The organism is Klebsiella michiganensis (assembly GCA_000963575.1).
Classification (GTDB): Bacteria; Pseudomonadota; Gammaproteobacteria; order Enterobacterales; family Enterobacteriaceae; genus Cedecea; species Cedecea michiganensis_A.
This window is the reverse complement of sequence record CP011077.1, coordinates 1001013-1025078: the sequence shown is the minus strand read 5'-3', so window position 1 is coordinate 1025078 and position 24066 is coordinate 1001013. Positions and strand designations below refer to the sequence as shown.

23 protein-coding genes are annotated in these 24066 nt (G+C 55.4%); 7 read left to right on the top strand and 16 right to left on the bottom strand.

Annotation, left to right across the window (positions count from 1 at the left end):
* Window positions 1-3 precede the first annotated feature (3 nt).
* Both VW41_04780 and VW41_04775 read left to right on the top strand, forming a co-directional pair.
* Entirely contained in the window at window positions 4-1866 is a 1863-nt protein-coding gene (locus VW41_04780; GenBank protein AJZ88405.1) for a 1-deoxy-D-xylulose-5-phosphate synthase, read from the top strand.
* 183 nt (window positions 1867-2049) lie between these two features.
* A complete protein-coding gene (locus VW41_04775) occupies window positions 2050-3024 on the top strand; it encodes an oxidoreductase (protein AJZ88404.1) in 975 nt (324 codons plus the stop codon).
* A 535-nt stretch (window positions 3025-3559) separates the two neighbouring features.
* Here the strand turns inward: VW41_04775 and VW41_04770 are convergent.
* From VW41_04770 to VW41_04750, 5 genes are all read right to left on the bottom strand, one after another.
* Window positions 3560-4531, bottom strand: coding sequence for a thiamine monophosphate kinase (locus VW41_04770; GenBank protein ID AJZ88403.1), 972 nt, complete (start codon window positions 4529-4531; stop codon window positions 3560-3562).
* A gap of 62 nt (window positions 4532-4593) precedes the next feature.
* Window positions 4594-5013, bottom strand: a complete 420-nt coding sequence (gene nusB / locus VW41_04765; GenBank protein AJZ88402.1) for a transcription antiterminator NusB — start codon at window positions 5011-5013, stop codon at window positions 4594-4596.
* 19 nt (window positions 5014-5032) lie between these two features.
* Window positions 5033-5503, bottom strand: coding sequence for a 6,7-dimethyl-8-ribityllumazine synthase (ribH, locus tag VW41_04760; GenBank protein AJZ88401.1), 471 nt, complete (start codon window positions 5501-5503; stop codon window positions 5033-5035).
* Window positions 5504-5579: 76 nt separating this feature from the next.
* A complete protein-coding gene (ribD, locus tag VW41_04755; protein ID AJZ88400.1) occupies window positions 5580-6698 on the bottom strand; it encodes a 5-amino-6-(5-phosphoribosylamino)uracil reductase in 1119 nt (372 codons plus the stop codon).
* 5 nt (window positions 6699-6703) lie between these two features.
* Window positions 6704-7153: an NrdR family transcriptional regulator gene (locus VW41_04750; GenBank protein ID AJZ88399.1), complete on the bottom strand. Its 450-nt coding sequence runs from the start codon at window positions 7151-7153 to the stop codon at window positions 6704-6706.
* Between the two features lie 153 nt (window positions 7154-7306).
* Here VW41_04750 and VW41_04745 point away from each other — a divergent pair, with 153 nt between their 5' ends.
* Together VW41_04745 and VW41_04740 are read left to right on the top strand one after the other, a co-directional pair.
* The gene (locus VW41_04745; GenBank protein ID AJZ88398.1) at window positions 7307-7867 is read left to right on the top strand and encodes a lipoprotein; all 561 of its coding nucleotides are present in this window, start codon (window positions 7307-7309) and stop codon (window positions 7865-7867) included.
* A gap of 595 nt (window positions 7868-8462) precedes the next feature.
* Window positions 8463-9317 carry a nucleoside-specific channel-forming protein Tsx gene (locus VW41_04740; GenBank protein AJZ88397.1) on the top strand — a complete coding sequence of 285 codons (855 nt, stop codon included), beginning with the start codon at window positions 8463-8465 and terminating at the stop codon, window positions 9315-9317.
* Window positions 9318-9357: 40 nt separating this feature from the next.
* Here the strand turns inward: VW41_04740 and VW41_04735 are convergent, their stop codons facing one another.
* From VW41_04735 to queA, 7 genes are all read right to left on the bottom strand, one after another.
* The gene (locus tag VW41_04735) at window positions 9358-10059 is read right to left on the bottom strand and encodes a DeoR faimly transcriptional regulator (protein ID AJZ88396.1); all 702 of its coding nucleotides are present in this window, start codon (window positions 10057-10059) and stop codon (window positions 9358-9360) included.
* A 59-nt stretch (window positions 10060-10118) separates the two neighbouring features.
* Window positions 10119-10484 (bottom strand): glyoxalase, encoded by a 366-nt coding sequence (locus VW41_04730; GenBank protein AJZ88395.1) that lies wholly within the window; start codon window positions 10482-10484, stop codon window positions 10119-10121.
* A gap of 132 nt (window positions 10485-10616) precedes the next feature.
* Entirely contained in the window at window positions 10617-11588 is a 972-nt protein-coding gene (locus tag VW41_04725; GenBank protein ID AJZ88394.1) for a preprotein translocase subunit SecF, read from the bottom strand.
* 10 nt (window positions 11589-11598) lie between these two features.
* The gene (secD, locus tag VW41_04720) at window positions 11599-13413 is read right to left on the bottom strand and encodes a preprotein translocase subunit SecD (GenBank protein ID AJZ88393.1); all 1815 of its coding nucleotides are present in this window, start codon (window positions 13411-13413) and stop codon (window positions 11599-11601) included.
* A gap of 60 nt (window positions 13414-13473) precedes the next feature.
* Window positions 13474-13806, bottom strand: coding sequence for a preprotein translocase subunit YajC (gene yajC / locus VW41_04715; GenBank protein ID AJZ88392.1), 333 nt, complete (start codon window positions 13804-13806; stop codon window positions 13474-13476).
* A gap of 21 nt (window positions 13807-13827) precedes the next feature.
* Window positions 13828-14955 (bottom strand): queuine tRNA-ribosyltransferase, encoded by a 1128-nt coding sequence (tgt, locus tag VW41_04710; protein ID AJZ88391.1) that lies wholly within the window; start codon window positions 14953-14955, stop codon window positions 13828-13830.
* A 215-nt stretch (window positions 14956-15170) separates the two neighbouring features.
* A complete protein-coding gene (queA, locus tag VW41_04705; protein AJZ88390.1) occupies window positions 15171-16241 on the bottom strand; it encodes an S-adenosylmethionine:tRNA ribosyltransferase-isomerase in 1071 nt (356 codons plus the stop codon).
* Window positions 16242-16355: 114 nt separating this feature from the next.
* On the opposite strand from queA, the gene VW41_04700 reads away from it, so the two are divergent.
* Both VW41_04700 and VW41_04695 read left to right on the top strand, forming a co-directional pair.
* A complete protein-coding gene (locus tag VW41_04700; GenBank protein AJZ88389.1) occupies window positions 16356-16937 on the top strand; it encodes an ACP phosphodiesterase in 582 nt (193 codons plus the stop codon).
* 200 nt (window positions 16938-17137) lie between these two features.
* On the top strand, window positions 17138-17740 hold the full coding sequence (locus VW41_04695) for a peroxiredoxin (GenBank protein ID AJZ88388.1): 603 nt from the start codon (window positions 17138-17140) through the stop codon (window positions 17738-17740).
* Between the two features lie 212 nt (window positions 17741-17952).
* On the opposite strand, the gene VW41_04690 is transcribed toward VW41_04695, so the two are convergent.
* From VW41_04690 to VW41_04680, 3 genes are all read right to left on the bottom strand, one after another.
* Entirely contained in the window at window positions 17953-19821 is a 1869-nt protein-coding gene (locus tag VW41_04690) for an amidohydrolase (GenBank protein AJZ91858.1), read from the bottom strand.
* 20 nt (window positions 19822-19841) lie between these two features.
* Entirely contained in the window at window positions 19842-20387 is a 546-nt protein-coding gene (locus tag VW41_04685; protein AJZ88387.1) for an antibiotic biosynthesis monooxygenase, read from the bottom strand.
* Window positions 20388-20452: 65 nt separating this feature from the next.
* Window positions 20453-21094: a hydrolase gene (locus VW41_04680; protein ID AJZ88386.1), complete on the bottom strand. Its 642-nt coding sequence runs from the start codon at window positions 21092-21094 to the stop codon at window positions 20453-20455.
* 164 nt (window positions 21095-21258) lie between these two features.
* Here VW41_04680 and VW41_04675 point away from each other — a divergent pair, with 164 nt between their 5' ends.
* Window positions 21259-22176: a LysR family transcriptional regulator gene (locus tag VW41_04675; GenBank protein ID AJZ88385.1), complete on the top strand. Its 918-nt coding sequence runs from the start codon at window positions 21259-21261 to the stop codon at window positions 22174-22176.
* 25 nt (window positions 22177-22201) lie between these two features.
* Here the strand turns inward: VW41_04675 and VW41_04670 are convergent, their stop codons facing one another.
* The gene (locus VW41_04670; protein ID AJZ88384.1) at window positions 22202-24019 is read right to left on the bottom strand and encodes a maltodextrin glucosidase; all 1818 of its coding nucleotides are present in this window, start codon (window positions 24017-24019) and stop codon (window positions 22202-22204) included.
* Window positions 24020-24066 lie beyond the last annotated feature (47 nt).

The window sequence follows — 24066 nt, the reverse complement described above, 5'->3', positions numbered from 1 at the left end:
CTGATGAGTTTTGATATCGCCAAATACCCGACCCTCGCTCTGGTTGATGCCAGCCCGGATCTGCGAGTGCTGCCTAAGGAGAGCTTACCTAAGCTTTGCGATGAGCTGCGCCGTTATCTGCTCGACAGCGTAAGCCGCTCCAGCGGGCACTTTGCCTCCGGCCTCGGCACGGTCGAACTGACCGTGGCGCTGCATTACGTGTATAACACGCCGTTTGATCAACTCATCTGGGACGTAGGCCACCAGGCCTATCCGCACAAAATCCTGACCGGCCGCCGCGATAAGATTGGCACCATTCGCCAGAAAGGTGGCCTGCATCCGTTCCCATGGCGGGCGGAAAGCGAGTACGACGTGCTGAGCGTGGGTCACTCCTCGACCTCTATCAGCGCAGGTATCGGGATCGCCGTTGCCGCAGAAAAAGAAGGGAAAGACCGTAAAACCGTCTGCGTGATTGGCGACGGCGCAATTACCGCCGGTATGGCCTTCGAAGCGATGAACCACGCGGGGGATATTCGCCCGGACATGCTGGTCGTGCTTAACGATAACGAGATGTCGATTTCCGAGAACGTTGGCGCGCTGAATAACCACCTGGCGCAGCTGCTGTCCGGCAAGCTTTACTCCACGCTGCGCGAAGGCGGCAAGAAAGTCTTCTCCGGCGTGCCGCCGATTAAAGAGCTGCTAAAGCGCACCGAAGAGCATATCAAAGGCATGGTCGTGCCGGGCACGCTGTTTGAAGAACTCGGCTTTAACTACATCGGCCCCATCGACGGGCATGATGTGATTGGCCTGGTGAATACGCTGAAGAACATGCGCAGCCTGAAAGGCCCGCAGTTCCTGCATATCATGACCAAAAAAGGGCGTGGCTACGCGCCGGCGGAAAAAGATCCGATCAGCTTCCACGCGGTACCGAAGTTCGATCCACAGAGCGGGACGCTGCCGAAAAGCACCGGCGGGCTGCCGAGCTATTCGAAGATTTTCGGCAACTGGCTGTGCGAAACCGCAGCTCACGATGACAAGCTGATGGCCATCACCCCGGCCATGCGTGAAGGTTCCGGCATGGTAGAGTTTTCGCGCCAGTATCCTGACCAATATTTTGACGTGGCGATTGCCGAACAGCACGCGGTGACTTTCGCGGCTGGCCTGGCAATTGGCGGCTATAAGCCGGTTGTCGCAATCTACTCCACCTTCCTGCAGCGAGCTTACGACCAGGTGATTCACGATGTGGCGATCCAGAAGCTGCCGGTGATGTTCGCCATCGATCGGGCAGGGATTGTCGGCGCTGACGGCCAAACGCACCAGGGGGCTTTTGATATCTCCTTCCTGCGCTGCATTCCGGACATGGTTATCATGACCCCAAGCGACGAAAACGAATGTCGCCAGATGCTGCATACCGGCTACCACTATAGCGAAGGCCCAAGCGCCGTGCGCTATCCGCGGGGTAGCGGAACCGGCGCCGAGCTGGAACCTCTCGCGGAGCTGCCGATTGGTAAAGGCATTGTAAAACGCGAAGGCGAAAAAATTGCGCTGCTCAACTTTGGTACCTTACTGCCGGAAGCCGCAGCGGTGGCCGAAACGCTGAACGCCACGCTGGTCGATATGCGGTTTGTTAAGCCTCTGGATGAAGCTCTGATTCTGGACCTTGCCGCCAGCCACGATTCACTGGTAACGATTGAAGAAAATGCCATTATGGGCGGCGCCGGTAGCGGCGTGAACGAAGTGCTGATGGCGCACCGCAAACCGGTGCCGGTACTTAACCTTGGTCTGCCTGACTTCTTCATTCCTCAGGGCACTCAGGAAGAAGCGCGCGCGGCAATCGGCCTGGATGCGGCGGGGATCGAAGCTAAGATCCGGAGCTGGGTAAGTTAACTTCAACCGTACAGTAAATAATTCAGCCCACAGCACGACGGCAAGTGAACATATCCCGATGAGCTTACTCAGGTAAGCTATTCGGGTATGAGAGCGCCGCCAACATCGCTGTGGTTTGAAGTATGACGAGTACAGCCTGCTATGCTTTTAGGATAACCCTACAACATAAGCAGGAGCGACATCGTGCAATACAATCCGTTAGGCACCACCGACCTTACTGTCTCCCGCCTTTGCCTCGGCTGTATGACCTTTGGCGAACCGGATCGCGGCAGCCACGCCTGGACGCTGCCCGAAGAGAGCAGCCGGGAGATAATCCGCCACGCGCTGGAAAAAGGGATTAATTTCTTTGATACCTCAAATAACTATTCCGACGGCAGCAGTGAAGAAATTTTGGGCCGTGCGCTGCGTGATTTCGCTCGCCGTCAGGACGTTGTGGTTGCCACGAAGGTTTACAACAAAGTCGGCGATCTCCCGCAGGGGCTTTCCCGTCCGCAGATCCTGCGTGCGATTGACGACAGCCTGAAACGGCTCGGCACCGACTACGTTGACCTGCTACAAATCCACCGCTGGGACTACAGCACGCCCATTGAAGAGACGCTAGAGGCACTTAACGAGGTGGTTAAGGCCGGTAAAGCACGCTATATCGGCGCTTCTTCAATGCGCAGCGATCAGTTCGCTCAGGCTCTCGCCCTGCAGTCTCACGAAGGCTGGGCGCGGTTTGTCACCATGCAGGATCACTACAACCTGATTTACCGCGAAGAAGAGCTGGAGATGCTGCCGCTGTGTTACAAAGAAAAAATCGCGGTGATCCCCTGGAGCCCGCTGGCGCGCGGCAAGCTTACCCGCCCGTGGGGAGATACCACGGCAAGATCTGTCTCGGACGAAGTGGGAAAATCGCTGTACCAGACCAATAACGAAAATGACGCGCTTATCGCCGAGCGGCTGGCAAATGTCGCGGCCGATAAAGATGCTTCGCGCGCACAGGTGGCGCTGGCCTGGCTGCTCAGCAAGCCGGGCATTGCCGCGCCAGTTGTCGGGCCTTCGCGGCTGGAGCAACTGGACGACCTGCTTGGTGCGGTAGATTTAACGCTGAAGCCGCAGGAGATTGCCGAGCTGGAGACGCTTTATCAGCGTCATCCGGTGGCAGGATATAAATAGTGTCCCTCACCCCACCCCTCTCCCTGAGGGAGAGGGAGAAAACCACTGTCCGTTTTAAGCCCGCTCTCCCTTTTAGGGAGGGGGAGAAAACCTTTCCCGCTTTAAGCCCCTCTCTCTTTTAGGGAGAGGGGGAAAACCACTGCCCGTTTTAGGCCCGCTCTCCCTTTTAGGGAGGGGGAGAAAACCATTGCCCGTTTTAGGCCCGCTCTCCCTTTTAGGGAGGGGGAGAAAACCACTGCCCGTTTTAGGCCCGCTCTTCCTTTTAGGGAGAGGGAGAAAAACCTTTCCCGCTTTAAGCCCCTCTCTCTTTTAGGGAGAGGGAGAAAACCTTTTCCCGCTTTAAGCCCTTCTCCCTTTAAGGGAGAAGGAGAAAACCTTTTCCCGCTTTAAGCCCTTCTCCCTTTAAGGGAGAGGGAGAAAACCTTTTCCCATTTTAAGCCCCTCTCCCTTTAAGGGAGAGGGAGAAAACCTTTTCCCGCTTTAAGCCCCCTCTCCCTTTTAGGGAGAGGGCTGGGGTGAGGGTCACGGTCAGCGGTTACGAAAAGTGGTCGTAACCCTTCATCTCCAGCGTCACCGGCTTCCCTTCACGGGTAAACTGCAACCCTTCAGACGCAGAAACAATCTGCCCGATACAGGTATAAGGCACGCCCAGATTCCCGATAGCCACGTCCAGCGCCCCGCGATTTAGCTCCGGCACGGTGAAACACAGCTCATAATCTTCGCCCCCGGACATCGCCCACTTCAGCGCCTGCTCCGGCTCTACGTGCTCACGCAACGCTTCGGAATACGGCAGCAAATCGAGATCGATACGTGCCCCGCAGTCGCTGGCCTTTAGGATATGGCCGAGGTCAGAAATCAGACCGTCTGAAAGATCGATAGCGCTATTGGCCAGATCGCGGAGCGCCTGGCCGTGTAAAACGCGCGGCGTTGGGCGCAGGTGCCGCTTAAGCAGATAATCCGCATGCTGTGCATTCGCAACCTGCAGACGCTCCTGCAGGATGGCAAGACCCGCCGCGCTGTCGCCCGGCGTCCCGGTGACATAGATCCAGTCCCCGGCTTTTGCACCGCTGCGCTTCAGCGCCCGGCCTGCCGGGATCATGCCGTGAATACCCAGCGTCAAAGAAAGTGGGCCACGGGTTGTATCGCCGCCAATGAGCTGCATATCGTAATAATCCAGCTGCTCAAACAGGCTATCGCTGAATGCCGCCAGCCACTGTTCATCCACTTCAGGGAGCGTTATCGCAAGCGTAAGCCAGGCGGGATCAGCGCCCATTGCAGCCAGATCGCTTAAATTCACCGCCAGCGCCTTGTAGCCTAGATCGCGCGGGTCGATATCCGGCAGGAAGTGATTGCCGCTAACCAGCGTATCGGTGCTGATAGCCAGCAGTTGTTTTTCGGGTACCGACAGCAACGCACAGTCGTCGCCAATACCGGCTTCCACATCACGACGAGAACTTGTAACGCGATCGAAGTAACGGGCAATCAGGGAAAACTCACCGCATGCCATGCGTGATACCTCAGGAATGTCAGTTGCAGAAAAAAGAAGGCCGGGAAAACCCGGCCAGGAGATTACTTCTTGTGGGGACGAATAGCGGGAGCGGCCTTGTCGAGAACACCGTTAACGAACTTATGGCTGTCTTCGGCACCGAAGGTTTTCGCCAGCTCAATCGCTTCGTTGATGGCCACTTTGTATGGCACATCATCACGTTTGGACAGTTCAAACAGCGCAATGCGCAGCACCGCTTTTTCCACCTGGCCCAGCTCTTCGAGCAGACGGGACAGGTAAGGCTTCATCAGCCCATCCAGATACGCGCTGTTAGTAGCCACGCCGCTCAGCAGCTCACGGAAGTAGACAACGTCAACGTCTTTGACGTCCTGTTCCGCCAGGAACTGGTATTCGACATCAGCAATGTCGTTTTTAGACAACTGCCAGGAGTAGAGCGCCTGGACGGCACACTCACGGGCGCGGCGACGAGCAGCAGGTTTCACGGATTTCCCCTTACAAAAATCAGGCCTTGATGGCTTTCAATACATTAATCATTTCAAGCGCGGTCAGTGCAGCTTCTGCACCTTTGTTACCGGCTTTGGTGCCAGCGCGTTCGATGGCTTGTTCAATGCTTTCAGTGGTCAGCACGCCGAAGGCAACGGGAATACCGCTGTCCTGGCCTACGCTTAACAGACCGTTGCTGGCACCGCCGGCAACGTATTCGAAGTGTGCAGTGCCTCCGCGAATCACGGTACCCAGCGCGATAACAGCATCGTATTTACCGGTTTTCGCCAGTGCATCAGCGGCCAGTGGCAGCTCGTAAGCGCCCGGCACCCAGACTACGGTGATGTTTTTGTCTTTCACCTGGCCAATGCGTTTCAGGGCGTCGATAGCACCTTCCAGCAGGCTGTCATTGATGAAGTTGTTAAAACGCGCGATGGTGATGGCGACGCGAGCGTCAGGAGTAGCAACAGCAGCTTCAATAATGTTCATAATCTTCCTTTACGGGTTCTGTTTAGCCCCGCAGGGGGGCGGATTTTATCATAATCTTTTCGTGACTGCTTACGTTTTACTGGCGTCCGTAAATGGGCGTCAAATGCAGGCACAAATCAGGGCCGACCTGACGGACTTCGCTAAAGCTGAACTCCGGCGCATCAGCAAGTTTTTCAAGGCCTGGAAGCTCGCACAAACCGCGAGCGTCATTGCCTAATAATTTAGGTGCCACGTAGACAATAAGCTCATCCACCAGCCCTGCCTGCAACAGCGCGCCGGCGAGAGTCGCCCCTGCCTCAACCCAGACAGAATTCACCTGGCGTTTGCCAAGCTGCATCATTAACACAACCAAATCAAGGTGGCCATTATGTTCAGGCACCAGCAGTTGCTCCACGCCATCCGGCCAGTGTTGTTCATCTGCCTGGCTGCGGGCAAGCCAGGTTTGGCCCGGGTTAGCAATAATTTGATGCTGCGGCGTCACTCGGTTTTGACGATCCAGCACAATACGAATCGGCTGGCGCAAATCCTGTTGAGGATAAATGGCCTGGCTGGCGCTATCCAGTTCATCCCAGCGTACCGTTAATGAAGGGTTATCTGCCAATACGGTAGCGTCGCTTGAAAGAATCGCAGCACTTTGGGCGCGCTGGCGCTGCACATCGCGACGCGCCAGTGGAGAGGTAATCCATTTACTCTCTCCGCTCGCCATCGCGGTACGGCCGTCCAGCGAAGCGCCAAGTTTAAGCTGGATGAATGGGAAACCGGTGCGCATGCGCTTGAGGAATCCGCGGTTAAGCGCTTCGGCTTCGTTCATCATCAGGCCATGACTGACGTCGATACCCGCCTGCTGCAAGCGGTATAGACCCCGGCCGGCAACTTGCGGGTTAGGATCCTGCATGGCGGCAACAACGCGAGACACGCCTGCGGCAATTAAGGCATCACAGCACGGCGGCGTGCGGCCATGGTGGCTGCAAGGTTCTAGCGTGACATAGGCCGTTGCGCCTCGGGCCTGCTCACCCGCCATGCGCAAAGCGTGAACTTCCGCATGAGGTTCCCCGGCGCGAAAGTGGAATCCTTCTCCCACAATTTTGCCGTCTTTGACAATCACGCAGCCGACGTTTGGGTTCGGTGCCGTGGTAAAACGCCCGCGCTTTGCCAGCTCAAGCGCTCGAGCCATAAACTGTTCATCAAGAGACATCGGCATTAATCCTGTAAACGGGCGATTTCTTCACCAAATTCTTTGATATCTTCAAAGCTACGGTAAACCGAAGCAAAGCGAATATAGGCAACTTTATCCAGCTTTTTGAGCTGCTCCATCACCAGGTTGCCAATGAGTTTACTCGGGATTTCGCGTTCGCCGGTTGCTCGAAGGTGCGACTTAATATGGCTGATGGCCATTTCGACGTCATCAGAATTGACCGGACGCTTTTCCAGCGCTTTCAGGATGCCGCTGCGCAGTTTGTCTTCGTTAAACGGCTCGCGCACTTCATTGCTCTTCACAACTCTCGGCATCACCAGCTCCGCAACTTCGAAAGTCGTGAAGCGTTCGTGACAAACCAGGCACTGGCGCCGACGGCGTACGGAGGAACCTTCACCCACCAGGCGAGAGTCAATAACTTTGGTGTCCACGGCGAAACAGAATGGGCAATGCATGGCGTTTCCTGCTGGGATTATAAAGATGAACAATAGTTTACCGCGAAGTTGCGGGAGTACAAAGACAGCGCCAACCCTGCAACATCAAATATGACTTTTCAAGCGCGGAGAACTACGCTTAAATCAGCGAACCCTAACAAGGAAAAACTAACCATGACAAAGACTTACTTAAGAATTATCCTGGTTTCAAGTCTGATGAGCCTGACCGCTTGCGCCCAGCAAACTGAAGTGCGTCAGATGCGCAGTCAAATTGGTTCGTTAAATCAGGAAATGACCAAACTTAGCCAACAAACGGTGAAGCTTACCCAGCAAAATGCCCTGAATGCGAAGTCGACCAGCGGTGTTTACCTGCTGCCGGGTTCAAACACAGCCGCACGCCTGAATAGCCAGATTGGTAACCTGAAAATGTCGCTGACGAACGTTGCGGCGGAGGCCAACGGCACCCGCGCCACGTTGCTGATTCAAGGGGAGTCTAACGATCCGCTGCCAGCCTTCAGCGGCAAAGTAGAATGGGGGCAGATTCAGGGCACCACGGACAACTTCCAGGAAGTTAACGTGCAGACGCAGCCCATTGACGCTCCGGCCAGCATTCTCGCCCCGAGCGATGTGTCGATTCCGCTTCGCCTGTCCGGCATCACGCCCGATAGGTTAGGCTTTGTGCGCGTGCACGATATTCAGCCAGCTGCTGCCGCACAGCCAGCCCCCGCGCAATAACTTGCCACCCCGTTGCCCGGCGCAGACTTCAACCGCAGCTTCTCTTCTTCCCCTCTCCCAGAAAGGGTGGGGGGATAAATCAAACCCTCTGAATATGTTTTTCCCGCGCGACAGTTGGGGGAAGGAATAGAGCGTGTTACCTGCCGTCGTTTTTCCCCTCCCCCTCAGGGAGAGGGCAGCGGTGAGGGGTGAAATCCCCCCGCTCTCATGCCGAAGGTTTGAAAGGAAAAGGTAGCTCAGAGACATTTCCCGGCAACAGAGCCTGTCACACTCTCTCACACCCCCCGCACAATATGTGAAGCAAATCCCCCGTTACCACCCCGGCACTAGCGTGATCCAAATCACACTTACATGTAACAACCCGGCATACGTTTGCGTAATTTGACGAAGCAGGTACAATCACGCCGTTTTTAATGTGCGCAAACGTGAACGCAATCGATTACGCATATGAGAAGAATGTGAAATAGAACATATTTTTGTGAGCAGGGATTTCTATAATAGTCGCGCTGCAATGGTCCTTCCCCTGAGACCCGCGGCCAGGGATGACATCTCACATCCGCATCGCACCAAAATTACGTAAACAGTGGCTAAAAATATGAAAAAAATTATTCTGGCAGCCGGCACCGTTCTGGCGCTTTCCAGCTCTTTCTCTGCCAGCGCAGAAGAAGCAAAAAACAGCGAATACCTCTCCGACTGGTGGCACCAGAGCGTTAACGTTGTCGGCAGCTACCACACCCGTTTCGGGCCGCAGCTGCGCAACGATACCTACCTGGAATATGAAGCGTTCGCCAAAAAAGACTGGTTCGATTTCTACGGCTACGTGGATGCGCCAGTCTTCTTCGGCGGTAACACTCAGGCGAAAGGGATCTGGAACCACGGCTCCCCACTGTTTATGGAAATCGAACCTCGCTTCTCCATCGATAAGCTGACCGGGACCGACCTGAGCTTTGGCCCGTTCAAAGAGTGGTACTTCGCGAACAACTACATTTACGACATGGGTCGTAACCAGGCTAACCGCCAGAGTACCTGGTACATGGGTCTGGGTACCGATATCGACACTGGCCTGCCAATGAGCCTGTCGATGAACGTGTATGCCAAGTACCAGTGGCAGAACTACGGTGCGTCTAACGAAAACGAGTGGGATGGCTACCGCTTCAAGGTGAAATACTTCGTGCCAATCACCTCCCTGTGGGGCGGTAAACTGAGCTATATCGGTTTCACCAACGTGGACTGGGACTCTGATCTGGGCAACGAGCAGTACCGTACCAATAACTCCGTCGCGTCCAGCCACATCCTGTCGCTGAACTACGATCACCTGCACTACTCCTTCGTGGCTCGTTACTTCCATAACGGCGGCCAGTGGAAAGATGGCGATCAGCCGTTCTTCATGAACGAGCGCGTGAAGTCCACCGGCTTCGGCTACTACGTGGTTGTCGGTTACAACTTCTAACCGTCGCTGCAAATAAAAAACCGGCCAACTGGCCGGTTTTTTATTTCTCAGGCAGGTAGCCTTTAGCCTTCTGAAGGGCAATAAAAGCCTGCAGAGAGCGATCGTGACGTTCCTGATACACCCGTCCGGTGACAAGAATATCCCGACAGCGATCCAGCCTGAAACTGCGGTAATCATCCCTCGCTTCACACCAGGCCACCAGCAGCCAGACTTCTCCCCAAAATGACAGCCCCAGCGGGTGAACATCTCGCTCCGTCAATTCACCTTTTTCATCTTCGTAAAGCAAATGAACAACCCGGCATTTATCGATGGCGGAATGAAGCTGATCGAATCGGGCTTTCACCTGCGGAAACTTGTTAAAATTTGGCGAGATAATGCGGCTGCGTTCGGCGACCCGGCGTTTTTCCGGCGTAAGCACGGCGAGGAGTTTTTCATGCACGGACTCAGCAGATTTCGCCAGCGTTTCTCCGCTCCAGGTTTGTACCATTCTTAACGCCGCAATGACCGCCTCCACCTCCCCGGTTGTCAGCATGAGTGGGGGAAGATCGTACCCGGCCAGCAGGCGATAGCCGCAGCCCGCTTCCCCTTCTATCGGCACGCCGGATAGGGAAAGATCCTGAATATCGCGGTAGATAGTTCGCTCTGAGACTTCCAGTCGTTCAGCAAGCTGTGCAGCCGTCGTCAGGCGCCTTCCGCGCAGGATTTGCACTATCTGAAATAATCGGTCGGCTCTTCTACTCATGGGGTTACCGGGGAAAATAAGCCTGCCCAAGCGGCAGGCTTTAGTGTCAGTATTGAGGCTTAAACCGGCTGATGCAAGCCAACGCGATTGCCCTCGCTGTCGATCATTAACGCAATCGTGCCGATATCATAGGGCAGCGCCTGCGGGCCAAAATCCAGACGGCCACCCGCCGCTTCTACCTGCTGCAACGCTTTAGTGAGATCGGGCGTATAAAGATAAATCACCGCGCCTGTATCAGAAGGAACAAACCGCTCTCCCTTAACTAAAGAGCCTCCGGTGGCAGGTTGGTCATACGAAAATACGGCATTCTCTACGCCGGCTATCGTCTCACGACGAAATTCAGCGTTCAGTACACGTTGGTAAAAAGCGACCGCGCGCTCCATATCGGTAACGGGGATTTCAAACCAGTTGATGAGTGTGCTCATTGTTTTTCTCCTGTGTTGTCAGTAACCACGAGTCTACTGCCCCCCTCCTGACACCATACTGTCAGGAGAAAAACACCGGGCGAAAAAAAACCGCAGCTCTAAGGCTGCGGTTTTATCAGACGCTTAACGCGATTACGGCAGAATGGACGGCTGATCCGCCCCTTCTTTCTCTACCTTTTGCTGCAGCATGTGCTCGCGCTTCATGCCCAGCTTCAACGCCAGCGCAGAGGCGACGTAGATAGAAGAAGCCGTACCGACGGTGACACCGATAAGCATCGTCAGGGAGAAGCCTTTCAGCAGTGCCCCACCAAACAGATACAGCATCAGGATAACCACTAACGTGGTGCCTGAGGTGATCAAGGTACGGTGCAGCGTCTGGGTCAGGGAGACGTTAAAGATTTCGTAAGGCGTCCCGCGACGAATTTTGCGGAAGTTTTCACGAATACGGTCCGAAACCACGATGCTGTCGTTCAGCGAGTAGCCGATAACCGACATCAACGACGCGACGATAGTCAGGTCAATTTCGATGTGGAATAGCGACAGCACGCCCATCGTGATAATCACGTCGTGCGCCAGCGAGATAACCACACCGGCTGCCAGGCGCCACTCAAAGCGGAACCCAACGTAAACCAGAATGGAAATCAGCGCTACCAGCAGCGCCATCGCACCGTTTTGAGCCAGGTCCGCACCGACGCTCGGGCCAACAAACTCAATACGTTTCACCGCGGCATTCTGGCTGGTCGCTTCGTTAATCACGCTCACAACCTTGCTGCCCAGCACCTGGCCACCTGCTTCACCTTTGGCAGGCGGCATGCGCACCATGATGTCGCGGCTGCTGCCGAAGTTCTGCACCAGCGGCTCTTCAAAGCCTGCTTTCTGCAGGGAAGCACGCATCGCATCAAGATCGGCCGGTTTTTCCAGCCCGATTTCGATTACCGTTCCGCCCGTAAAATCCAGACCCCAGTTGAAGCCTTTCACGCCGATAATCACGACGGAAAGGATCAGCAGGATACCGGAGATACTAAAGGCCCAGTAATCCCAGCGCATAAAGTCGTGGACTTTACGGCCGTGGTTCAATTGTTCAACAGTATATTCCTGTGCCACAACGCACTCCTCAGATAGACAGCTTGTTGATGCGTTTGCCGCCGTACAACAGGTTCACAATGGCACGAGTCCCGACAATTGCGGTAAACATCGAGGTTGCGACACCAATACCGGTGGTGATAGCAAAGCCTTTGATTGCCCCGGTGCCTACGGCATACAGGATAATAACTTTGATAAGCGTGGTGATGTTGGCATCAAAAATGGAGCTGAACGCGCCTTTGTAGCCTTCATCAATCGCCTGCTGGACCGAACGCCCGTTGCTGATCTCTTCTTTGATACGCTCGTTGATCAGCACGTTGGCATCCACCGCAACCGCAAGGGTTAAGACGATCCCCGCGATACCCGGCATGGTCAGCGTTGCGCCCGGCAACAGAGACATAATCCCCACAATCAGCACCAAGTTAGCCAGCAGCGCCGTGGTCGCGATCAGGCCAAACTTCTTATAGAAGAACAGCATGAAGATGATGGACACCACCAGACCCGCCAGACATGCTTCCAGGCCTTGCTTGATGTTTTCCAGACCCAGCGTTGGACCGATGGTACGTTCTTCAACAATCTGAATTGGCGCGATCAACGCACCGGCACGCAGCAGCAGAGACAGCTGACGGGCTTCATTCGGGTTGCTGATCCCGGTGATGCGGAAGCTGTTACCCAGGCGAGACTGAATGTTCGCCACGTTGATAACTTCTTCTTCTTTCATCAGAACAGAACGGCCATTCGCGTCTTTCTTACCGCTGTCCTTGTACTCCACAAAGAGGGTCGCCATCGGCTTACCGATGTTGTCCTTTGTGAAGTTAGACATGATGTTACCGCCAGCGCTGTCCAGGGAAATGTTTACCTGTGGCTGGTTGTATTCATCCATGCTGGACGTGGAGTCTGTGATGTGGTCCCCAGTCAGAATCACGCGCTTGTACAGCACAACCGGCTGACCTTCGCGAGTCTGCTTCACTTCAGAGTCACCCGGCACGCGGCCAGAGGCTGCAGCAGAGGCATCCACATTGGTGTTAACCAGACGGAATTCCAGCGTCGCGGTCGCACCCAGAATTTCTTTCGCGCGAGCGGTGTCCTGAATACCCGGCAGTTCAACCACGATACGGTCAGCACCCTGGCGCTGCACCAGCGGTTCGGCGACGCCAAGCTGGTTCACACGGTTACGCAGGATATTGATGTTCTGCTGGACCGCGTACTCACGCGCTTCGCTCAGGCGAGCATCGCTCATCACGGCACGCAGCGTATTGCTACCCTGGTTGGAGAACACCAGATCGCGATGGCGGGAGGAGAGGTAATCTCTTGCAGCGTCGCGGGCGCTTGAATCACGGAAGACGATGTCTACGCCGTAATTGTCCGCTTTACGCACGTTGGTGTAAGCAATGCCCTTGTCACGCAGATCGCTGCGCAGGCCATCGATATTTTGTTCCTGGAGTTTGCCCAGCGCTGTGTCCATATCGACTTCCATCAGGAAGTGGACGCCGCCGCGCAGGTCAAGGCCGAGCTTCATCGGGTTCGCACCGATAGTCGACATCCAGCGAGGGGTGGCAGGAGCAAGGTTAAGCGCCACGACATAGTTGTCGCCCAGCACGCTCATCAGCGCTTCACGCGCACGCAGCTGGGTATCCGTAGAGTCGAAGCGAGCGAGAATGGCGCCCTCTTCCAGCGCCACGGACTTAGCGGTGATATTTTCTTGTTTTAAGGTGTTTTCGACCTGGATCAGCGTTTGTTCACTGGCGGCGGCACCGCGCACGCCAGTTAACTGAACTGCCGGATCCTCACCATACAGGTTGGGAAGCGCATACAGCAGGCCAATCGCCAGCACGGCGATCAGCATGATGTACTTCCACAAAGGATAACGGTTTAACACGTGTAGTTCCCTTAGGGAAAACGAAAATTACAGCGCCTTCATGGTGCCTTTCGGCAGAACGGCAGCTACGAAATCACGTTTGATAACCACTTCGGTGGTATCGTTCAGCGCGATAGCAATGTAGCCAGTTTCAGCTACTTTAGTCACGCGGCCAACCAGACCACCGTTGGTCAGCACTTCATCACCTTTGGAGATGGAGTCCATCAGTTTTTTATGCTCTTTGGTACGCTTTTGCTGCGGACGCAGGATCATAAAGTAGAAAATCAGACCGAACACCACCAGCATAAGAATCAAAGAGTACGGGCTACCCTGCGATGGAGCACCTGTTGCAGCTACCGCATCAGAAATGAAAAAGCTCATTAAAATTCCCTCATTATTAAATTAATCAACGTTCAAAGGTGGAACCGGCTTACCTGTCCGCTCGTAAAAATCCGTCACGAAGTGCTCTAATTTACCCTCTTCAATGGCCTGGCGTAAACCAGCCATTAAACGCTGGTAATAGCGCAGGTTGTGAATGGTATTGAGACGCGCGCCCAGTATTTCGTTGCAACGGTCAAGATGATGCAAGTAAGCGCGTGAATAATTGCGACACGTATAGCAATCACACTCGGCATCGAGCGGGGCGGTGTCATCTTTATGCTTAGCATTGCGGATTTTCACTACGCCGTCCGTCACAAACAGGTGACCGTTACGCGCATTACGAGTTGGCATGACGCAGTCGAACATATCGATACCGCGACGCACCCCTTCCACCAGGTCTTCCGGTTTACCTACGCCCATCAGGTATCGTGGTTTGTCGGCAGGGATTTGCGGGCAGACATGCTCCAGAATACGGTGCATGTCTTCCTTCGGCTCGCCTACCGCCAGGCCGCCGACAGCGTAGCCATCAAAGCCAATCTCTACCAGACCTTTTACCGAGATATCTCGTAAATCTTCGTAAACGCTGCCCTGAATAATGCCGAACAGCGCGTTTTTATTCTGAAGAGAATCAAAACGATCGCGGCTACGCTGCGCCCAGCGCAGGGACATTTCCATGGAGCGCTTCGCGTAATCCCAGTCCGCCGGGTACGGCGTACATTCGTCGAAGATCATCACGATATCGGAACCCAGATCGTACTGAATTTCCATGGATTTTTCAGGATCGAGGAAAATCGGATCGCCGTTGATCGGGTTGCGGAAATGCACGCCCGCTTCGGTGATCTTGCGGATGTCACCCAGGCTGAACACCTGGAAACCGCCGGAGTCCGTTAAAATTGGGCCTTTCCACTGCATAAAATCATGCAGGTCGCCGTGCAGTTTCATGATTTCCTGACCAGGACGCAGCCATAAATGGAAGGTATTGCCCAGGATAATCTGCGCGCCCGTGGCTTCAACTTCTTCCGGCGTCATCCCTTTTACAGTGCCGTAAGTGCCCACCGGCATGAAGGCCGGGGTTTCGACGGTGCCGCGTTCAAAGACCAGGCGACCGCGTCGTGCGCGGCCGTCGGTGGTATCTAATTCAAATTTCACATTTCCTCCAGCACCAGAGAAACAGTCTGGTGAGTCAATTAACGCCGTGGGCGGGGCTCACGGCGGAATAAGCTGGGGGAGGTTACCCTCCCCCCGACCCTCTCCCTAAAAGGGAGAGGGAGAATAATGAGTTCCAGTTTATTCTATCCCACAGAGGGGAGGTCGCCCTTCATTATCCTCTCTCCCCGCGGGGGAGAGAGTTAGGTAAGGGGCAATCACGCCCCCGGGCGTTCGTTGATCGCCTGCGGATTACAGGTAATGAACATCGCATCGCCGTAGCTAAAGAAGCGATATTCCGCCTTCACCGCTTCGTGGTAAGCGTGCATCGTGTTTTTATAACCGGCGAACGCGGAGACCAGCATAATCAGCGTAGACTCTGGCAAGTGGAAGTTCGTCACCAGCGCGTCGATCACTTTGTACTGATAGCCCGGGTAGATAAAGATTTGGGTATCGCCGAAGAACGGCTCGATCAGATCGTTTTGCGCGGCCTGAGCGGCGCTTTCCAGGGAGCGAACCGACGTTGTCCCTACCGCAATAACGCGGTTGCCGCGCGCTTTACAGGCCAGCACTGCGTCCACAACGTCCTGAGGCACTTCGGCATACTCAGAGTGCATGATGTGGTCTTCGATGCTGTCCACGCGCACCGGCTGGAACGTCCCCGCCCCAACGTGCAGCGTGACGAACGCCATATCAACACCTTTATTACGCAGTTTTTCCAGCAGCGGCTCGTCAAAGTGCAGGCCAGCGGTCGGCGCAGCAACGGCACCCGGCTTCTGGCTATAAACCGTTTGATAAAGCTCGCGGTCGGCTTCTTCATCCGGGCGGTCGATGTACGGCGGCAGCGGCATATGGCCGATGTTATTTAAGATATCCAGCACCGCGCGTTCGTCGTTGAACTCGACTTCAAACAGCGCATCGTGGCGCGCAACCATGGTGGCGTGTACGCTTTCATCATCGCCCAGCAGCAGCTCGGCGCCGGGTTTTGGCGCTTTAGAGGCGCGAATATGTGCCAGAATGCGTTTATCATCCAGCATGCGCTCGACCAGCACTTCAATTTTCCCGCCGCTGGCTTTACGGCCAAACAGACGAGCCGGAATAACGCGGGTGTTATTGAACACCAGCAGATCGCCGGGGTTGAGCTTGTCGAGCAAATCGGTGAAAGTGCCATGCGCCAATGCGCCCGTCGGCCCGTCCAGCGACAGCAAGCGGCAGCTGCTGCGCTCGGCTTGCGGATAATGAGCAATCAGGGATTCAGGCAGTTCAAAGGAAAAATCAGCAACGCGCATGGTATAGCACTCAGACTTAAAAACAGGCGGCTTAGTCTAGTGGCAGGGGGCTTTCCCTGCAACACGTTTACCCCGCCGGGGCCGTTTTAAAGCCATAAATGGAATAACTATTCGATGAATTTTCTCGCCCATCTGCATCTGGCGCATCTGGCCCAAAGTTCACTGCTGGGAAATTTGCTGGCGGATTTCGTGCGCGGCAGCCCGGACGACAGCTTTTCGCCCGAGGTGGTTGCAGGCATTTATATGCACCGCAGAGTCGATGCCCTGACGGACGGACTGCCGGAAGTAGCCCTCGCCCGCGGCTGGTTCAGCCCAAAGACGCGACGGGTGTCGCCGATTTCGCTGGATGTGATGTGGGACCACTTCCTGTCGCGCCACTGGCATAAAGTCTGCCCTGATATCGGGCTTGAGGATTTTGTCGCCTATGCTCGCGGGCAGATTGTGCCCAGGCTCGATGACACACCGCCGCGTTTCATTAATCTTAATAACTATTTATGGCGCGAACGCTGGCTGGAGCGTTATCAGGATATGGACTTTATTGCTAACGTTCTCAACGGGATGGCGAGCCGTAGACCAAAACTTGATGCCTTGCGAGATTCCTGGCAAGACCTCGACGCCCATTATGACCAACTGGAGGAATTGTTCTGGCAGTTCTACCCGCGCATGATGGCGATGGCGGAGCAAAAAAGTTTGTGATCGTTCCCGGTTCACGTTAGAACAACTTGCCCTTTTCGAAAAAAGGGCTATCTTGGTTACCGGCATCAAGTTATGCGTCTTTTTGATAGCCAAAACCTATCTGATTGATTGGCAAGATGCCATTGAGCTACATGGAATGGAGCCCCTATACTCCCCCCGTTGCGTTAACATTCACTTTAACAAAATTAACAGGAGTACATATGGTCCTGGTTACTCGTCCAGCCCCTGACTTTACCGCTGCTGCCGTCCTGGGCAATGGCGAAATCGTTGAAAACTTCAACTTCAAAAAACACACCAACGGTAAAGCCACCGTTGTGTTCTTCTGGCCGATGGACTTCACCTTCGTTTGCCCGTCTGAACTGATCGCGTTCGACAAGCGTTACGAAGAATTCCAGAAACGTGGCGTAGAAGTCGTTGGTGTATCTTTTGACTCCGAGTTCGTGCACAACGCATGGCGTAAAACCCCGGTTGATAAAGGCGGCATCGGCGAAGTGAAATACGCGATGGTTGCTGACATCAAACGTGAAATCCAGCAAGCCTACGGTATCGAACACCCGGAAGCGGGCGTTGCGCTGCGCGGCTCCTTCCTGATCGACAAAGCCGGTATCGTTCGCCACCAGGTTGTGAACGATCTGCCGCTGGGTCGTAACATCGACGAAATGCTGCGTATGGTTGACGCGCTGCAGTTCCACGAAGAGCACGGTGAAGTGTGCCCGGCTCAGTGGGAAAAAGGGAAAGAAGGCATGAACGCGTCTCCGGACGGCGTTGCTAAGTACCTGAGCGAGAACGTTGCTAAGCTGTAATCGCTAAGCAAACTCGAAGAAAAGGCCGCAATTGCGGCCTTTTAAGTTTGCTGACAAAGAGGGAAAAAGCGTGGTTTTTCCCTCTTTGTCGTTATGAGCCGAAAATCAATGAATTGATTTTCCTGCTTTTTTAACGAGCCGTCGGGTATTTCTTCTCTTGCCAGAGGTTTGTCAGCAGTCTGAAAGGGCCTTTTGGCCCTTTTTTGTTTTTGTCAGAAGGCGAAGCAGGAGCAGCCCATCACGCCCCAGAATGCGGTCTCATCGCCGACGGGAATCGAGGAGTTACGCGCCACATCATGCTGATGCCCGTGGACGTTACAGCTGCCGCAGCACTGATGAACCGTTGCCATCATCCCTACTTTTGCCGCCGCAGGCGGGGCAGAACGGTAATGCCCCGGCACGCTCACCACAGGCGACCAGTCAGGCAGAACAGGAATGGCAGGCGGAGCCAGAGGCGTAAAGGCACCGGTCGCGTAAACCACTTTTCCATCCACTACGGTCATTACCGATTCAATGCCCTTGATAGCCTCTTCCGGCACGCTGAAGTAGTCCTGAGACAGCACGACCAGGTCGGCCAGTTGTCCCGCCTGAATCCGCCCTTTCTTGCCCTGCTCGTTAGAGAACCAGGCGCTGCCTGCGGTCCATAGCTCAAGCGCGACGTCGCGAGACATGCGGTTATTCTCGTCGTACATTTGCATCCCACCAACCGTGCGCCCGGACACCAGCCAGTAAAGCGCCGTCCACGGGTTGTAGCTGGCCACGCGCGTGGCGTCGGTGCCCAGGCCTACGGGCACGCCAGCGGCAAGCATTTTCGCCACCGGCGGGGTTTGTTTCACCGCCTCAATCCCGTAGCGTTCCGCATAATATTCCCCCTGGAAAGCCATGCGGTGCTGAACCGCAATCCCACCGCCCAGCGCCTTAACGCGGTCTATATTACGTTCGGTAATCGTCTCCGCGTGGTCAAACAGCCAGTGCAGGCCGCTGAACGGAATATCACGGTTCACCTTTTCGAACACGTCCAGCATGCGGCTGATGGACTCGTTGTAGGTCGCATGCAGGCGGAACGGCCAGCGGTGTTCAACCAGATGGCGCACCACCCGCTCCAGCTCCTGCTCCATACCGTCCGGCAAATCCGGGCGTGGCTGCAGGAAGTCCTCGAAGTCCGCCGCCGAGAACACCAGCATTTCACCGGCCCCGTTGGCGCGGTAAAAATCAGTCCCCTGCCCCGGCGTCAGCATATCGGTCCATTTTTCAAAATCTTCCAGCTCATGCTGAGGCCGCTGGGTAAACAGGTTGTAGGCAATGCGCACCGTCATCTGCTTTTTGCCGTGCAGCTCATCGATGACCTGGTAATCCTCTGGGTAGTTCTGGAAACCACCGCCCGCGTCGATCGCGCTGGTCACGCCCAGGCGGTTCAGCTCGCGCATAAACTGCCGCGTAGAGTTCACCTGCATCTCCAGCGGCAGTTTCGGCCCTTTAGCCAGGGTGGAATAAAGGATCATTGCGTTAGGCTTTGCCACCAGCATTCCGGTCGGATTGCCGTTGCCGTCACGAACAATCTCACCGCCCGGCGGGTTCGGCGTCTCTTTGGTGTAGCCCACCGCTTTCAACGCGGCACGGTTGAGTAAAGCCCTGTCATAAAGGTGCAGCACGAACACCGGGGTATCCGGCGCGGCCTCGTTAAGCTCTTCAACGGTTGGCATGCGGCGTTCGGCAAACTGGAACTCCGTCCAGCCTCCCACCACGCGAACCCATTGGGGGGATGGCGTGCGCAGCGCCTGTTCTTTTAACATCCGTAGGGCATCAGCAAGCGAAGGCACACCTTCCCAACGCAGCTCAAGGTTGTAGTTCAGCCCGCCGCGAATCAGGTGCAGGTGAGAATCGTTCAGGCCGGGGATCACCGTGTGGCCTTTCAAATCGACGACCTGGCTACCTTCTCCGGCAAAGCTCATCACATAAGCAGTGCTGCCCGCCGCCAGAATTTTACCGTCTTTAATCGCTACCGCTTCGGCCAGAGGATTCTCTTTATCCAGCGTGTGGACTTGGCCGTTAGTCAAAATTAGTGAGGCATGTTGAGACATAATCAGGTACTCCTGAGAAATCATGCTTTTTTTAGCCAACCGGCAAACAGCTTCGTCACCGTCGGCATCCAGAGCCAGACCACCAGCGCCACCACGCAGGCATCGTTCAGCAGGTGCCCGGGAAGCGTGCCGCGTAAGCCAGGGAACAGCATGCCCGTCACCCACGGCACCAGGTTGGTGCTGGGGAAGATAACCAGCAGAGTTATCAGGAACTGCTTCCACTGCGGCGGGCGTTTTACCGTCGCGCTTTCCGGGGTAAACCAGAAGGCGGTTTCGGTGTGAACCTGCACTTTGTCGTCATCGGCAAGAGAGGATTTAATCTCTTCCACAAGGCGATGGCGTTCAGGGGAGTCAGTCCAGGCGTTGAGATGCTCGAGCGTGTCGAAGCGAATCACCACGTTATAGGTGTCGTTCCCGGTCGTAGGGCGAATCACATGTACCCCAAGGTGGCCGGGGAAACGGGCGGCGGTCGGCATAATTTTTTCCAGCCATTGCTCGTAGCGAGCGGCCTCGCCTGGCCGGATTGCGTGGGTGATCACCAGCGTAACGGTATTATTGTCGGCCATGCCGCAATTCCTGAGTCAGAATGGGGAGGGAAACGGAGCGGTGAACCCGCCCCGAGTGTGATTCATCAGGCTTTACGTTCCGGCGCACCGTGAACCATCGTATAAGCGTAGTCAACGCCCATGCCGTAAGCCCCGCTGTGCTCACGAACCAGGTTCATCACCGCGTCGTAAGTTTCTTTGCGTGACCAGTCACGCTGGTACTCCAGCAGAACCTGCTGCCAGGTCACCGGCACAGCACCGGCATGCACCATCCGGTCAATAGCGCGCTCGTGGGCATCCACAGAAGTCCCGCCAGAAGTGTCGGTCACCACATACACTTCGAAGCCTTCTGCCAGCGCCATCAGTGCCGGGAAGGTTAGACACACTTCGGTCCACAGGGCGGAAATAATCAGTTTTTTACGGCCCGTCGCCTTCACCGCCTCAACAAACGCTTTATCTTCCCAGGAGTTCATGGAAGTGCGCTCAATCGGCTTAATTTCCGGATGAACGGCTAATAATTCAGGCCAGATATAGCCGCTGAAGCTTTTGGTTTCGACGGAGGTATAAATCGTCGGCACCTTAAATATTTTGCCCGCCTTCGCCAGCGCCACGGTGTTATTTTTCAGGGTCTGGCGATCGATATTCGCCACGCCGAAAGCCATTTGCGGCTGGTGATCGATAAAAATAAGGGCGGAGTTTTCTGGATCAATCAATTCACGAATAGACATTTTATTCCCTCAGCTATCAATGAGTTATTAAGGTATCCATCTCTGGATGACGCCCTTATTCTCTGCATACAGGCTCGGGGTTGATAGCCGGAATTTTCTAACGTCTTATTTAATTTTTTGGTGATAGACTTTTGTAAGGACCAGGCCCCGAACGGACTATGACTATGCGCGTGAATTTAGATGTTCTGCTTATTCTTGATGCCTTAGACAAGCACGGCAGTTTTGCCGCGGCCGCCGAGTCGCTGTTTAAAACCCCGGCCGCATTAAGTTATATGGTGCAGAAGCTGGAAAACGATCTGAATATTAAACTGCTGGATCGCTCAGGCCATCGGGCTAAATTCACCGATACCGGCAGGATTGTGCTGGAAAAAGGGCGCATGGTGCTCAGCGCCGCGAAGGATCTGGAAAGCCAGGCATTGCGCTCAACCTCCGGCTGGGAAAAAACGCTCACCATTGCCCTGGACGGATCGTTTCCGTTTCATTTGCTACTGCCACTAATGGACGAATTCTACGCCCTCGACCAGCAAACCACGCTTAATTTTACCCACCATACGCTGGCTGGCGCATGGGAAGAGCTGACCCACAACGGAGCCCATATCATTCTCGGCGCCATTAACGAGCCGCCGACCTCCTCTGAGTATTCCTACAAGATGCTGGGCACGCTCGACAACGTGTTTGTCGTCTCTCCCGACCACGCGCTGGCAAAATCGGAACATGTGCTTACCAGCGACGAAGTTTGCCGCCATCGCGCCGCCATCATCGGCGATACGGCGCGTTACTGTCATCCCATTAATACCAACTACATTGAAGAGCAAGAACGCGTGGTGGTGTACGACTTCCCGAGTAAGGTCGCGATTCTGGCCGCCGGGCTGGCCTGTGGATTTTTGCCGCGCCACATCGCTCAGCCGCTCCTGAACAGCGGCAAACTGATTGAAAAACCGGTTGTATCGTTCCGCCAGACGGACGTGACCTACATCGGCTGGCACAACCGGGGCGAAGGCCTGGCCGCTCGCTGGTGGCGAGAGAAGATCATCGAAGGGGATTTAGTGAATTCGCTTTATCAGCTCCCGACGGATAGCTAAACCGCCACCCGCCGGAGCTTCCAGGCTACAGGCTACGCCAGACCGCAGCGCTGACGGCAGGCAGCGTCAATTCGCGGTTATCGAGCCCGGCTTTGCCTTCGAGCTGCGTCCAGGCCCTGCCGCTCAGCAGGGCATCCCACGGGAGCGTGACCTGAACCTCGCTGCCGCGGTTTATAGCCACCAGCACGCGCTCGTTTTGATAAGCCCGAACAAATACCGCAACATCTCCTGCCGCATAAATAACCCGGCAGCCGCCCTGGCGGAGCGCCCGGCTTTGCTTCCGCAGTTTGCCTAAACGCTGATAGAGCGCCAGCAGGTCTGAGTCCTGATCCTGCGGCTTCCACGGGAAAGTCTTGCGGCAGAAAGGATCGTTGTTGCCATCCAGCCCCACTTCATCGCCGTAATAAATACAAGGCACGCCGGGCCAGGCGTACAGCCAGATGACGGCCAGCGGCAGGCGGGCAACATCTTTGCCAAGAATCGACTTAAAGCGGGCGGTATCGTGGCTATCGAGCTGGTTAAACATGCGCAGCTGCTGCTGATGGGAAAGCGCCGAACGATACTCTTCCATCCACGCCATACAGGTTTGGGCGTCAATATCCTGCGGCTCGTAAGAGATATCGGTGTTTGCCAAAAATCCCCACAGCGGGAAAGTAAAACCGCGATAGTTCATGGCGGCGTCTTCGGCATCGGCCTGCAGCCACTGCCGGGCATCGCCAAAGTGCTCGCCCAGGACGTAAGCATCCCGTTTGGTTTCTTTTGCCGCCCGGGTAATGCCGCTGACGTGCAGCAGGTTATTTTTCGCCCCGCCCGCTTCGCCCAGCATATGCACCACGTCCAGCCGCCAGCCGTCGATACCCCAGGGCTCACGCAGCCAGTGCCGCACAATGCTTTGCTCGCCCCGGTAAATTTCATCCACCAGCGTGGCGGAGCGATAATCCAGCTTAGGCAGGCTGGAATAGCCCAGCCAGTCGAGCGCCAGCCCCTCATCGGAGAAGCTGTACCAGTCGCGCCACGGTGACTGTGGGTTATGGCAGGCGCCGCTGTCGCTCTGCTGATGCCTGTCAAACCAGGCATGCGTATCGCCGCTGTGGTTAAAGACGCCGTCCAGCATAAGCTTCATGCCCTGCCTGCGGGTATTTTCCCTCAGCCGCAGGAAAGCGGCGTTACCGCCAAACTGCTCGTCCACCTGTCGGTAATCCTGAGTGTCGTACTTATGCACGCTGGGCGCGGTGAAAACCGGGTTCAGATAAAGCGCCGTCACGCCGAGCTTTTTCAGGTACGGCAGTTTTTCGCTGATGCCGTCGAGATCGCCCCCGTAAAAGGTAGAACCTCCTGCCTCTCCGGTTAAAGGCTCATCCCATTCCCGGCGGACGATCTCCCGCCCGGCCGCATGATGAAAATAAACGTTATCCTGCCCCGGCTGGCGATTCGATCCTCGCGCAAAACGATCCGGGAAGATCTGATAAAACACCTGATCCTGCACCCAGTCCGGGCCATCATCCGGCGTATCGAAAGCGAACTGTTCCAGGCGAGCCGGCGGTGTTTTCTGAAAGCCCTGGGGCGTGTACCAGCGCTGCCTGTCCTGCCAGAGCAGCTTAAAGCTATAGCGACGGCGCGGTTGCCCTTCGCCGGTATCGAGGGTGACTTTCCAGGCAACCACGCCCTCCAGGGGAGCGTGTTTCTGGCGCGTCATGGCCAGGGAAATCTCTTCGTTATCTTTTTCGCCGCGCAGAATCACTTTTTCCGGCAGGTCGTCCCCCGCCAGCCATAGGGTGATGACAAGGCTTTGTTCCCGTTTCTGGATAAACGGTGTCACCGGCAGGTGCCAGGCATTCAACATAGTAACTTTCCCATCGCTTAAAAATGACGCCACCTTGCCACAGCATA